This is a genomic window from Rhizobium sp. BT-226 (assembly GCF_025847085.2).
In the GTDB taxonomy this organism is placed as follows: domain Bacteria; phylum Pseudomonadota; class Alphaproteobacteria; order Rhizobiales; family Rhizobiaceae; genus Rhizobium; species Rhizobium sophorae.
In genome coordinates this window covers 1-12,909 of the sequence record NZ_JAOYTI010000001.1, presented here as the reverse complement: position 1 = coordinate 12,909, position 12,909 = coordinate 1, and the positions used below count along the sequence as shown (strand labels likewise).

The following is a 12,909-nucleotide window of genomic DNA, read 5'->3' as shown; positions in this document are numbered from 1 at the left end:
CCAATTAAGAATGATTATAAATGGGGACGTTGATTGTAGAAATCGCTTGATTGGAATGCAGGTATACGGCGACGGGCGTTATGAAACACGGCCGACGACGACCAACGCACTCATGCCGCCACACGGACGCACTCCGTGGCGCGATTCCAGTTGCTCGGCCACCTCGTCGACGATCTCCAAAATGCGCCCCGGCGCCCGCTTTTCGATCTCTCCTCTGAGCGGAGTGCCTTGACAGAAGGCTGCAGCGACGTCGTGCGCGGCCGCGACGGAGGTCAACTCGATCCGATCGCAAGAAACCGAATCAAATCCAGCCGAAGACATATGCGCCTTGATCGTATGGGGGTCGAAATAGGAATATGGCAGGCGACTTAGAAAGTCCGGCGGGTCGGAGCGAAAGATGCCTGCCAGGCATTCGTCCATATATCTCGCGAAGTCGTTAGCAGAAAGTGAATCCCAGGTCGCAAACAGGAAACGACCGCCGCTCCGCAACACTCTTGCAGCCTCGCCATAGGCCCTCAGCTTGTCCGGAAAGAACATCACCCCGAACTGGCAGACGACGAGATCGAACATCGAGGGCGCGAAAGGGAGATTTTGCGCGTCGGCGTGCATCCAGTGAGTCCGCGACATCGTCAGCGATGGTGCCCCGACGTCGATCATCGCCTGACTGAGATCGGTGGCAACGAGCTCTGTTGCATGATCGAGTGTCGCCCGCAAAGCGCGTGTCAAGGCGCCAGTCCCCGCCGCGACCTCGAGAACGCTGCCGGGTTTCAACCGTCCGGCGACGATCGCTATCTCCGACGCATAGGGTTCGAAGATGATCGGCACGAGGAGGGTGTCGTAAAGCTCGGCGACGCCTTCCTCGAACGGCGCGAGAGAAGAGGCAGATGCGTCATGGGCGCTGCTTTCGATATCCATGGAAATCGTCACTCACATGCCTCCAAACCCTGGTCTGTCGATCGTGAGATATGACTGAATCTGTTGATGTCTATGGACGTCAGACCTTGGTCCTAGCCCTGTCGGACCGAAGTCCCTGGGGGTGGAACGCGAGTCGGACTCGCGCCGTTTCGAACGATACTGAAGGAGATCCGAACATGAACCAGAGTCATAGATCCCGAGTGAATGACGCCTGTAACGCGTCCGTCTTCGCACTTGTTATTGTTCTGGCCGCTCTTCTCTACATCTTCGGCGCAGCCATGTCCGGCGATACCGCCGGGTTGACCCAGAGCGTGACAGGCGCCGAGGTGTTCGATACCAGGAATGTGCCCTGATGCTGTTTGGAAAACTCTAAAGACGCGGTAGGTTAATCGGGCAGTCTCTTACCGGTATCAAAATGAATTGGCTTCGCCGCTGGAATGCCCGCTCTCTCGCCTCCCAGTTTTTCATCGCGGGTGGGCTCATTTCGATTGCCGCCATGTTCGTGGTGGGCTTTTTTGTGAGCCACCTGATAGAGGAGACCGTTATCCACAACTCAGGCGCGGCGACGGCGCTTTATGTGGACAGCGTGATCGCGCCGCTGCTTCCCGATATGCAAACAGAATCACTGCTTGATGAAGCGAGTGCTCTGGCTCTGGACGAGACGCTCGGTCAGGGTGCACTCGGCAAACGCCTTGTTTCGTTCAAGCTGTGGCGAAGCGACGGCACCATCCTCTATTCGAACGAGAAGGAACTGGTGGGCAGGACGTTTGCAGTCAGCGACAAGCTGCGGAGGGCATTCGCAGGGTCTCTCGTCGCGCGCTACGAAATCGCCAGCGATCCGGAAAGCGACAAGGAGCGCGCGCTCGGCAAGCCGCTGATGGAGATCTATAACCCGGTGCTCCAGCCATGGTCCGGACAGGCAGTCGCCGTCCTCGAGTTCTACGAGACAGCGGAAGGACTGGGCGATAGTCTGGCGCATGCCAGGCTCCGGAGCTGGGGCGCCGTCGCCGCCCTCACGGCGACCTTTTTCCTTGTTCTCTCCATTCTGGTGTTCCGGGGTAGCCGCACGATCGAGGCGCAGCGCAAGGATCTCAAAGAACGGGTCACCGAACTCTCTGCGCTGCTTGCGGAAAACCGCGGACTTCAGCGGCGCCTGCAGCGCGCCTCCCAGCGGGCGGCAGCGCTGAACGAAACATATTTGCGCAGCATCGGTGCCGATCTGCACGACGGTCCGGCCCAGCACATTGCCTATGCCTCCTTGCGCCTGGACAGCGACGTGTTGATCAATGCGTCCACCCAGCCCGAAGCGCGCGAAAAGGAGCTTGCCTGGATACGTTCGAGCCTTGCCGAAGCGATGGCGGAGATCCGCAATATCTGCAGCGGACTGGTGCTCCCTCAGATCGAGAAGTCCTCGATCACCGAGATCGTCAAGCGGGTCGTCGAAGCGCATCAACACAAGACCGAAACACCTGTCGAAACTGTCATCGACGAGGATGGACCCGAACTCGCTCCTGCCGTGAAGATCTGTATCTATCGCTTCGTTCAGGAAGCCTTGAACAACGCCTATCGCCACGGCGGCGGCGTTCAGCAGACTGTCAGGGCCGTATCGCACAAGGGTCATGTCCGTATCGAGGTCAGCGATCGCGGCGACGGCTTCGATCCGACCGAGGTGAGGCCAACGAGCCTCGGCCTCGTCGGGTTGCGGGAGCGCATCGACAGCCTGGGAGGATCTTTCGACATCAAGACAGGCGAAGGAGGAACAACCGTGACCATGATCTTCGAGCCAATGGAAGTGGGAGAATAGGGATGACAGCAATCACCATCGGCGTCGTGGACGATCATCCGCTTTTTCGTGAGGGTGTAACGCGCAGCCTCTCCGAGATCAGCGGCTTTATCGTCGTTGGCGAGGGGGCCAGCAGCGATGACGCTGTGATGATCGCTTCGGACAACCACCCCGACATCATGCTCCTCGATGTCTCGATGCCCGGCGGCGGACTTTCTGCGATCAGTGACGTCCTGGCGCGGAGCCCCACAACGAAAGTGCTGATGTTGACGGTATCCGAGGAGGTAGACACTTTACTGGGAGCTCTGCAACGGGGTGCGATGGGCTATGTTCTGAAAGGTGTTGGTTCACGTGGCCTGGCCGAAGCGATCCAAACCGTTTTGCGCGGCTCGCGATATATCTCGCCGACCATGTCGGCGAAAGTCATGGAAAATTCCTTGAATGGCGGAACCTCCGACAAAAGCAGCCTGACGCCACGGGAACGCGAGGTGATGGATCTTGTCGCTCAGGGTTTGTCAAACAAGCATATCGGCTTGCGTCTCAGCCTGCAGGAAAAGACGGTGAAGCACCATATGACCCAGATTCTGAGCAAGCTCGGCGCCTCGAACAGGACTGAAGCGGCTTTACAATGGCGCGAACGCCGCTGAAAGAGGTTATCGCCCGCCTACCACATTTCAGCGAAGGAAGCGGCTCAGCCGGCGGGCATCGTTGGCCGTCGCCTGTCGATTTATAATCGTCCGGCCCTTCGAGTCCTTCATAATGTAGCGACCGCGCTGCAGGACTTCAGTGATGCCATTCGAATGACGGACGTCGATCGAGCCATCGGACGCTGCTGTCGCTCTCGCTCCAGATCCCGCTGACGATCCTGTGGTCGAGGAAGTGGATCCGCCGCCGCCGGAGGAATTCCCACCGGAGGAATTCCCACCGCTGTTACCGTTGCCGCTGCCATTCCCTCCCCCGTTGCCATTGCCGTTACCGCCGCCGTTGCCGTTACCGCCGTTGCCGCCGCCATTCCCTCCACCATTACCATTGCCATTCCCGTTGTTGCCGTCCTTTGCCTGCGCAAAGTCCAATGCCAGAACAGGAAGGGAACCGCCGAAATTCAAACTGACTGGCAATGCGGCAGCGACGAGTGCGACGGCCGCGCTGCCGCCCAATCTTAGAAAATCGCGTTTCCGGATACTCATGCCATAGCCTCGTTCGCCCGTCCTCGCGGTTTCCCATACAATATATGAATATGACGTATGAGATTTCTCGCTGTTCCGAGTAAAGAATGCAACCGACCTAGGTAGTAGGCACCGGCAAGACTTTGGTCCGGCTTGACCCGATTGCAATGCTTATCATCGGAAAAAGGCCGTGCAATGTCACCGTAAGCACCATTGCTGGCCTCCGTTCAATCCTTTGGATTAAGCACGGAAGCATTTCTATGGAACTTCTTTCCCTGTCGTCGCTTTGATTGTCGAAGTGCAACAGAGGAAACCCCAATGGCAAATCCGAACGACTCCCCCGCAGTCCAGTCGATGCGAAATGAGCAGGCAGAGCAGCGGAAGCAGCCGCGAAAAGGCGAACTCGACAAAGCAATCGAGGACACCTTTCCAGCGTCCGACCCGGTGTCAGCCACCCACACCTCCATTCCCGCCGGCCGCAGCGACGTCGAGGCGGCTGAGCGTGTGAAGCGGGAGCCAGATCCCAGCAGGCTGGACGAGGAATTTCCACTCGTGGATCAAGCCCTGCGCTCAAGCGGTGAAACCGCCCGCCCCTCCGAAGGATATGATGTGGATCGCGAAGAAATGCGCGCGCTTCAGAAGGAAGCCGGTCGGATGGTTGAATCTGCTTCGGAACTGGCTACTGGAACAGCCCGCCTGGCAAAGGCGGAAGCACGCACATTCGTCCATGACCTCGAGGATCGCATACGCCGGCAGCCGCTGACAGCCGCAGCGATCGTCGCCGGCATCGCCTTCGTCTTCGGCGCGACGCGTTGAGGAGCCAGCCATGGCAGCGCGATGGACTGGCGGCTGTCTTTGCGGATCCTGCCGGTACGCATTCGCCGTTGATCCGCCGCATTCGGGGTACTGCCACTGCGACATGTGCAAGAAAGCGACCGGAGGCCCTTTCGCGGTCTTGGTCCAGGCGAGGATCGACGACCTTGCCTGGACGGCCGGTACGCCCACCTCGTACCGATCCTCGCCGATTGCGACTCGTGGCTTCTGCTGCAAGTGCGGAACACCACTCTATCTTCAATACGACGGCGACGAACTGATCCGGGTGACCGTCGGCTCGCTCGACCACCCGGAAAAGATCAGCCCGGCGGGACACTACGGTGTGGAGAGCCGTCTTGATTGGGCCGATTGCGGGCGGGGACTTCCTGAGGAGGAAACTCAGGAGCGCTTCTAGAGGATATCCGGCACCGCCTCGAATTCCGGGGATCTCATGAAAATCGCAACCTACAATGTCAACGGGATCAATGGGCGGCTAGACATCCTGCTGGGCTGGATCAAGGAGGATGCCCCTGATGTGGTCTGCCTCCAGGAACTGAAGACCGACGACGCCGGGTTTCCGCGAAAGGAGATCGAACGGGCCGGCTACGGCGCCGTCTGGCACGGACAGAGATCCTGGAACGGGGTCGCCATCCTGGCGAGGGGCAAGACACCGATCCTGACGCGGCGCGGGCTTCCCGGCGATCCCGATGACAGCCACAGCCGCTATATCGAAGCCGTCATCGATGGTATCGTCATCGGATGCCTGTATCTGCCGAACGGCAATCCCTTCCCGAGTGCTAAGTTCGACTACAAGCTCCGCTGGTTCCGGCGGCTGCACGGCTACGCCGCCGAACTCCTCGAACTCGAGGTGCCTGCGATCCTGGCCGGCGACTTCAACGTCATGCCGACGGAGATCGACGTCTACAAGCCGGAGCGCTGGCTGGACGACGCCCTCTTCAGGCCTGAAGTGCGCAAGGCCTACGCTGATCTCGTCGCTCAGGGATGGACCGACGCCGTCAGGCATCTGCATCCGGGAGAGCGTATCTATACCTTCTGGAAATACTGGCGGAACAGCTTCGAACGTGATGCAGGGCTTCGGATCGACCATTTCCTGCTCAGTCCGGCAGTCGCGCCATGGCTTCGATCGGCAACAGTCAGGAGAAAGCCGCGCAGCTGGGAGCATACGAGCGACCACGCGCCCGTCATGATCGAACTCGACGTTTCCGAAGCTGGAGCCGACCTATGAGCCGCGATACTCAGGCGAGGTAAGCAGAGGAGCGAGGGAACCTCGCCATATCGCGGGAGTTTCCTTGCAAAGGGAGGTTACTGCAATGAACGAGAGCAAGAACTACCTGAACACCGACGAAATCCAGGCCGACGACCAGTTGTCGCCCAAGCCTGTCGAAGGAAAGAACCCGCCAAGACGGTTGCAGAAAAGCGAGGAAGCCATCGCCGAAGGGTCTGACGACACCGAGCGCATCCGGGTTCCGCCCCCGGTTCCGAATCCCGATTGATCGGCAGAGTTGCACCCCGCGCGTGGCGGCGTCAGTCATCGGTGCTCAGATCATAGATGCGGCCCGTCAGCCAAGCCGGCCAATCCCGCTCGAAGAAGGACCTGGCGCTTTCATCGAAAGTGCGGTTTGCACGCGTCGACAGCCTGATCTCATCGCCATCGAGCCGAACGACGATCTGCTTGTCCCGATCTGCTTCGCGCTCTCTCCGGAAACGATATTCCTCCAACGGAGCTGCGCTCGCCAGCGGAAGGGATTCACCCTTAGCATCGCATATCGCGCGTGCCCCACGGCTGCCGCCGCCATTGCGAATGAAGAAGTCGAGCGCGCTGAGCACCGCTTCCGAAGCGAGCGCCATGTGCCGCCATTGTACGCCTCGGACCGCCTCGCCTGCACGACCGTAGGCGACGCCGCGAGCGCGAATGTCCGCATTCAGCTGCCGCGCCTCGATCAAGGCCTGGGCGACGCTCTGCTGATCGCAGAGGATGCCGGCCTTCTCGCTCATGCGTACCTGCACCTCCGAGCGGATCGATTTGACGGTGAGTGGGCTCTCGGTGCGAAGGGCGGAAAGGAGGCTGGCGATGCCTGCCTCTGCCGTACCGGTTATATCCTCTGTGGCTGCTCGCTTCGCCCTGCCGCTCGCGCTGATATGCTCGGCCGCGCGGGTGCCGAAGACCTGTCCGGCATTGAGCGCCGCTCCGCCGGGCCTCGTCACACCGTGTGTGCCCGCTGCTTCCCCGACAGCGTAACAGCCGCCGAGACTGCTGCTGCCCCAGGTGTCGACCATGATGCCGCCGTTCATGTGCTGGTTATTGACCGCAAATTCCAGCGGCTCCTCGGCAATATCGATCTTGTAGCGGCGGTAAAGTTCGATCGCGAGCGGGTTCATATGCTTCAATCGATCGATCGGCATGTCCTGGTCGGCACCGGCCTTGCCGAGATAGCCGCGGACGTCTTCGTCCAGTCTTTCCAGGCTGAACGGCAGGTCACCCGGCACGGGTGGCGGATTGCGATTGAAATCCATAAAGACGCGCCGCCCCGCGGCGGTTTCGCTGGAGATAGCAAGGTCGACCAGGCTCGAGCCGAAATCGAGCATGCGCGTCGCGTGAAACGGCCATTGATAGCCCTTGCGGAAGACGTTCGACGCCAGCTCCTGCGTGCTGCGATAGTATTCTGCCAGGAAATGGTGTTCGGCGCCTTCGGAATCGAGCGAGTAGATATGCGGGATCGCCTGCACGTAGGTGCCCGACAGGTTCCATGGGAAACCTTCCCTGCGTGTACCGATACCAAACTGGCTTTCGGTCAGGTTGACGAGTTCGACGCCTGCCTCCAGCGCCAATCCGAGAGAGCCGAAGCAGCCGTTGGGATAAACGCTGTCGCGATAGAGTTCGCCCGGTCCGCCGGCGGCGAGCACGATCACGCCACTCACGAACAGCGCGATGCCCAGCGGGTTCTCCTCCGTGCGGTCGCTGGCGCGCATGACGAGCATGCCGACGACATGGCGGTCAGCCCCCTCACCCCCAGTGAGAATCTTGACCGCCGTGGTCTGGTTATAGAACGGCACTCCGAGGCGGATAGCCTCCTCGGCCAGCACCTTGACCATCAGGCGCGAGGTGCGCGGGCCGCAGCTGGTGGCGCGGCCGACCTCATCGTGATCGGTCTGGTATCTCAGCGTCCCACCAAGCGGATCCTGAGGCAGCGGCAGGCCTAAAAACTGGAGCGACGCCATCATCCGGGACGAGCCCACGGCCTCGACGTAGGCCGTATCCTCGTCCATCGCGCCGCCGCTGCGGATGGCGCGGGCCATCGCCTTGTAATTGTCGCCCTGATCGGCGGTGTTTGCCGTGTGCAGGGTCTGCTTGTCGGATCCCGAACAGGCCGAAGTTCCACCCCACGCGTTTTGGCTGACGATGACGACGTCATCGCCGCGCCGTTTCATTTCTACCGCCGCCCGCAGACCTGCAGCACCCGATCCGACGACGACGCAACCGGCGCGATAGACCGGCGCCTCGATGCCGGTGAGCCGGGCCGTTTCCGAAGGCACAGCCTCGGGCGGAAGCCGCGGCATGTCGACATCGGTCAGTGCGTCAAGAATTTCCTGCGGAACGCCTATGGTCATTGACGTTCAGCCAGCGGGATGTCGACCCAACGCCTCTGCCGGGAAGACTCCATGCATGCGTCGACGATCTGGCAGATGTGGTGGCCGGTCTCGAATGTCGGCCACATCGGCCTGTTGGCAACGATCGAGCGGATTACCTCGGCCGCTTCGATGATCTTGCTTTCATTGTAGCCTAAGCCGAAATTCGGCAGAGGAAGGAAAGCCCTGAAGGTGGGATTCTCCGGACCGACGTCGATCTCCCGGAAGCCGCGCCGACCCGTCCGGTCGTCGTTGGAGTAGAAGCCCAGCCGGTTTATTTCGTCATAGGTGTAGGCGATGCTGCCTTTCGTTCCGTAGATTTCGTAGGTCTGCATGAACTTGCGGCCGGTCGCAACACGGCTGAAATCGACGATCCCGCCGGCGCCGTTCTCGAACCGGCATAGCAGGTTCGTCGCATCGGGATTGGTAATGTCTGCCCAGGACTCATCGCCTGTCAGTTTCACCTGCTCGCCATAGGCAAGGCCCTCGACGACGGGCCGGCGCGGCGTCACGATCAGATTGTCGGCGATCAGGGAACTGACGTGGCCGACCAGGAAATCCATGAAACTGAAGATGTGCGAGCCGGTGTCACCGACGATCCCGGTCGGCGCAAGCTTTCCATCGGCCCGCCACATGAAGGGCGCGTTCGGATCGCCATACATGTCGACGTGCTGGCAGCCGCGGAACAGCTTGATCTCGCCGATTTCGCCGGATTGAATGATGTCTTTCGCCAGATCATGGACGGGATTTCGGGGAAAGGCGTGTCCGACACGGGTAATCACACCCTTTTCCCTGGCGATGTCGGCCAGTTCCCGCGCTTCGGCGGCGGTGTTTGCCAATGGCTTCTCGCAGTAGACATGTTTGCCAGCCAGCAAAGCGGCCTTGGCCACCTCGTAGTGAAGATGGTCAGGCAGGCAAATATCGATCAGATCGACATCGGGATCAGCGACGGCCAGTTTCCAATCCTGAAGAACCCTTGCGCCCGGCGCCCTATGGGCAATATCCTCGGCTGCCGTCGAGGGGCCTTCGACGAGAGCGACGATCCGTGCCGTTCCATCCGACACTCCGAAGAAATGCGGAAACGTCTGATAGGCCATCGTGTGGACTTTTCCCATCCAGCCCGAGGCGCCAAGCACTGCAACTCTGACTTCAGACATTGTCGTCTCTCCTCTCGACAGGACTTACCGGATTTCGGCGCGGGCCCGAGGCCTCGCATCGTTGCGTTCATAGGCGAAGATGGTGGGGGCAAGTGCCGGCAGGCCGCGAATGAGGTCCGATCCCTTTTCGCCGACCATGATTGTCGGAGCGTTGGTATTGCAGGACGGCACGCGCGGCATGACCGAGGAATCGCAGACCCTGAGGCCTTCCAGGCCGTGGACCTTGAGATCCAGCCCGACAACCGCGTCCGGTCCCCTCCCCATCTTGCAGGTGCCAACCGGATGATGGTCGGTCTTGGCGTTGGTGCAGCCATAATCGAAAAGCTGCTCGTCGGTCATGACCTTCGGTCCGGGAAGCCGTTCGGCCATGACATAGGGCTTCAGCGCCGCCTGCTGCATGATTTCGCGCGCGAGCTTGAGCCCCTCCAGCGACATTGTCCTGTCGTGAGGATCAGACCAGTAGTTGGGGTCGATCAAGGGAGTGGCAGCCGGGTCGGAGGATGACAGACGGACCGTCCCGCGCGAGCGCGGATGCAGATAGGCGGAGTTGAGCGTCACGCCCGCATTCTTGAGCCGCTCGACACCTGCCTCGATGCCCGATCCCAGACCTAGGTGGAACTGGATATCGGGAGACCGTGCCAGCGGATCGGCATACCAGAAGCCACCGGTCTCGAAGAGCGACGAGGCGACCGGTCCGGTCCGGAACAGGACATATTGAAGCCCTGCCCAAAGCGTCCGGTGGATCTTTGCGACGCCGTCATAGGTGTGATCGCCGGTGCATTCGGCGATGACGAATAGATCCAGGTGATCCTGGAGGTTGCCGCCGACACCCGGCAGATCGTGCAGCACCTTGACGCCGACAGAGCGCAGATGGTCGGCCGGTCCGATGCCGGACTGCAGAAGCAGCTTCGGCGATCCGATGGCGCCCGATGAGACCAGTACTTCGCGATCGGCGCGGACGATCTCCTGGCCGCGCGAGGTCACGATCTCGACGCCTGTCGCACGGCCTCCTTCCACGATAATGCGTGCGACGCGCGCACCCGTCCGGACCGTCAGGTTCTTGCGGTCCTTGATCGGCGAGAGATAGGCGAGCGACGCCGACGACCGACGGCGATTGCGCTGCGTCAGCTGGTAAAATCCCACGCCCGCCTGCTGGCGACCATTGAAATCGTGATTATAGGGGATGCCGAGCTCCTGCCCTGCACGGATATAGGCATCGCAGATCGGCAGCGCTGCCGCCGGCATCGAGACACCCAGCGGACCGCCATAGGAATGGTAGTCATCGGCGAAGCGTTGATTGTCCTCGGCGCGTTTGAAATAGGGTAGGATCGAACGGTAGTCCCAGCCCTCGCAACCGTCTTCTCGCGCCCAGAGGTCATAATCCACGGCGTTTCCGCGGGTATAGAGCTGCGCGTTGATCGACGAGCCGCCGCCGATGACCTTTGCCTGCGTATAACGAAGCACCCGGCCTTTCATGTGTTTCTGGGGAACGGTTTCCCATCCCCAGCTGGCGACACCTTTGGTCATCTTAGCGAAGCCGGCCGGCATATGAAAAAGAGGATTCCAGTCGCCGCCGCCCGCCTCGAGCAGGAGCACGCTGACATCGGGATCTTCGCTCAGCCGGCTTGCCAGAACGCATCCTGCCGGACCGGCGCCGGTGATGATGTAATCGAATCCCATGTTACTGTCCTGTTGCATCCGGCCTGGCGACCGCCAGCGCCTGTGTCATGCCTGCAAAGTCCTTCAACGCAATATGGTCTGCCACTCTCAGCGCCTGGGCGGCCACGGTGAGCGCAGGATTGACCGCAGCCGAGGTGGGGAGGAAACCGGCGTCGACGACGAAGAGGTTCTCGTGATCGTAGGACCGGCAGTACGGGTCCAACGGCGCTGTCGCGGGATCGTTGCCGATGCGGACCGTTCCGCACTGATGGGAAGGCGTGCGCTTGTCGAAGGGCCGCGACAGCACGATCGGAAATCCGATCGATTTCAGGATCGCCTTCAGCTTGGCGACAAGAGCCAGATGCGCATCCCAGTTGGTTCGCTGCCATTGGAGAACGATCCGATCTCCATCGACCATGACCCGGCTTTCAGGATTGGGCACGTCCTCGCTCATCGCATAGAAGTCGATGGCATGGCTCGTGACGAGACGCAGGAACCATTCCGGAGCCTGCGGCAACGAGCCCTTGAGAACCTTTTCGGAGATGCGGCCGAGGAGCTGCACATTGCCGAGCGGCGGTCCTCCCTCCCCGTCCGAGAGATAGAAGTCGTTGAAGGCAAACGTCTTCTGGTAGATGGCGGTGTTCCGGAACCGCGGCGAGACGCCGATGACGGCGGAGGCGTTGTGATTCATGAAGTTGCGGCCCACCTGATCGGAGGAATTCGCCAGGCCCCTTGGGAAGCGGTCGTTTTTCGAGCGCAGCAAAAGCACCGATGACTGGACGGCGCCTGCCGAAAGGATGACGATCTTCGGTGACACCGTCAGCGTCTCACCGTTCCTGACATAGGTGACCCGGTCGATCCGGTTCCCCGCCCCTGTGTCGAGCCTTATCACCCGCGCATTGGTCTCGAGCCGCACGTTCTCGTGCTTCAGCGCCACCGCAAGGGCTGCGGTCTCGGCATCCATCTTGCCGTCGCGTGCGTTCGGATGGGCATCCCATGGTGTCTGCGCCTTGGAGAGCCAAGCGTCGAGGTCCAGGCCGAGCGGCAACGAAGACGGATGCAGGCCTTTCTGTTTGAGGCGCGCCCTGATATAGGCGATCGGCGCCTCGTCAGGCACGGGCGGGTACGCGTAGCCAGCCGAGTGGTGCGGTTCGGTGGGATCTTCGCCCAGGCTGCCGCGAACCTGATACAACAGTTCCGCCTTTGAGTACCACGGCTCCAGCGCCTCATAGGGAAACGGCCAGGCCGGCGACACACCCTCGCGGTGCTTGATGACGTCGAAATCCTCCCTGCGATAACGCGACAGCACGGCGCCGTAGAATTTCGAATTGCCGCCGACATTGTAATAGTTGCCCGGATTGAAGCCTCTGCCGTCTGCCTCGTACCAAGTTTCCTTCGGTCGGAAATGCCCGCGCTGGAAGATGGCGCGCTGGTCGCGATTGACCGGAAGATCGGCGATATGATCGCCGGCTTCGAGGATCAATATCCGGGCGCCGGTCGCGGCGAGACCGGCGGCGACGGTGGAGCCACCGACGCCTGAGCCGATGATGACGATATCTGGTGAACCGTTCATATCAGCACCTGGCCCTCACGCGATCCGGGCCTGGCTATTGGGATCGAAGAACACGGCCTTGTCGAGATTGAATGCGAGGCGGGTGTTTTGTCCTGGAGCGATACCGGTATCGGCGCGCAGGCGGGCGACGACGGATTTGCCGCCGAGCTTGGTGACGGCGAAGGTGTCGGAGCCGGCCGGTTCCACCACCTCGAT

The 12,909-nt window shown here is 60.9% G+C and carries 13 protein-coding genes and 1 pseudogene; 7 read left to right on the top strand and 7 right to left on the bottom strand.

Annotation, left to right across the window (positions count from 1 at the left end):
* Positions 1-78: 78 nt before the first annotated feature.
* On the bottom strand, positions 79-915 hold the full coding sequence (locus tag OIU37_RS00070) for a class I SAM-dependent methyltransferase (protein WP_240603572.1): 837 nt from the start codon (positions 913-915) through the stop codon (positions 79-81).
* A gap of 176 nt (positions 916-1,091) precedes the next feature.
* On the opposite strand from OIU37_RS00070, the gene OIU37_RS00065 reads away from it, so the two are divergent.
* The 3 genes from OIU37_RS00065 (at position 1,092) to OIU37_RS00055 (ending at position 3,345) form a co-directional block, all read left to right on the top strand.
* Complete coding sequence (locus OIU37_RS00065; RefSeq protein WP_171602200.1) at positions 1,092-1,268, top strand: hypothetical protein; 177 nt, start codon at positions 1,092-1,094, stop codon at positions 1,266-1,268.
* A gap of 62 nt (positions 1,269-1,330) precedes the next feature.
* A complete protein-coding gene (locus OIU37_RS00060) occupies positions 1,331-2,719 on the top strand; it encodes a sensor histidine kinase (RefSeq protein ID WP_171602199.1) in 1,389 nt (462 codons plus the stop codon).
* A 2-nt stretch (positions 2,720-2,721) separates the two neighbouring features.
* On the top strand, positions 2,722-3,345 hold the full coding sequence (locus OIU37_RS00055; protein ID WP_171602198.1) for a response regulator transcription factor: 624 nt from the start codon (positions 2,722-2,724) through the stop codon (positions 3,343-3,345).
* A gap of 27 nt (positions 3,346-3,372) precedes the next feature.
* Here OIU37_RS00055 and OIU37_RS00050 read toward each other — a convergent pair whose 3' ends face one another.
* On the bottom strand, positions 3,373-3,885 hold the full coding sequence (locus OIU37_RS00050; RefSeq protein ID WP_180695404.1) for a hypothetical protein: 513 nt from the start codon (positions 3,883-3,885) through the stop codon (positions 3,373-3,375).
* Positions 3,886-4,182: 297 nt separating this feature from the next.
* Between OIU37_RS00050 and OIU37_RS00045 the strand changes: the two genes are divergently transcribed.
* From OIU37_RS00045 to OIU37_RS00030, 4 genes are all read left to right on the top strand, one after another.
* Positions 4,183-4,680 carry a hypothetical protein gene (locus tag OIU37_RS00045; protein WP_264254956.1) on the top strand — a complete coding sequence of 166 codons (498 nt, stop codon included), beginning with the start codon at positions 4,183-4,185 and terminating at the stop codon, positions 4,678-4,680.
* Positions 4,681-4,690: 10 nt separating this feature from the next.
* Complete coding sequence (locus OIU37_RS00040; RefSeq protein ID WP_171602196.1) at positions 4,691-5,092, top strand: GFA family protein; 402 nt, start codon at positions 4,691-4,693, stop codon at positions 5,090-5,092.
* 36 nt (positions 5,093-5,128) lie between these two features.
* Positions 5,129-5,923, top strand: coding sequence for an exodeoxyribonuclease III (gene xth, locus OIU37_RS00035; protein ID WP_182211807.1), 795 nt, complete (start codon positions 5,129-5,131; stop codon positions 5,921-5,923).
* 85 nt (positions 5,924-6,008) lie between these two features.
* Positions 6,009-6,191 carry a hypothetical protein gene (locus tag OIU37_RS00030; RefSeq protein ID WP_264254955.1) on the top strand — a complete coding sequence of 61 codons (183 nt, stop codon included), beginning with the start codon at positions 6,009-6,011 and terminating at the stop codon, positions 6,189-6,191.
* Between the two features lie 31 nt (positions 6,192-6,222).
* Here OIU37_RS00030 and OIU37_RS00025 read toward each other — a convergent pair whose 3' ends face one another.
* From OIU37_RS00025 to OIU37_RS00005, 5 genes and pseudogenes are all read right to left on the bottom strand, one after another.
* The gene (locus OIU37_RS00025) at positions 6,223-8,307 is read right to left on the bottom strand and encodes an FAD-binding protein (RefSeq protein WP_264254954.1); all 2,085 of its coding nucleotides are present in this window, start codon (positions 8,305-8,307) and stop codon (positions 6,223-6,225) included.
* Complete coding sequence (locus OIU37_RS00020) at positions 8,304-9,482, bottom strand: Gfo/Idh/MocA family protein (RefSeq protein ID WP_264254953.1); 1,179 nt, start codon at positions 9,480-9,482, stop codon at positions 8,304-8,306. Before OIU37_RS00020 ends, OIU37_RS00025 begins: the two co-directional genes overlap by 4 nt.
* 24 nt (positions 9,483-9,506) lie before the next feature.
* Positions 9,507-11,162, bottom strand: coding sequence for a GMC family oxidoreductase (locus OIU37_RS00015; protein ID WP_180695407.1), 1,656 nt, complete (start codon positions 11,160-11,162; stop codon positions 9,507-9,509).
* A gap of 1 nt (position 11,163) precedes the next feature.
* Positions 11,164-12,714 carry a GMC oxidoreductase gene (locus OIU37_RS00010; RefSeq protein WP_264254952.1) on the bottom strand — a complete coding sequence of 517 codons (1,551 nt, stop codon included), beginning with the start codon at positions 12,712-12,714 and terminating at the stop codon, positions 11,164-11,166.
* 15 nt (positions 12,715-12,729) lie between these two features.
* Positions 12,730-12,909, bottom strand: a pseudogene (locus OIU37_RS00005) (sugar ABC transporter ATP-binding protein); the annotation flags it as partial.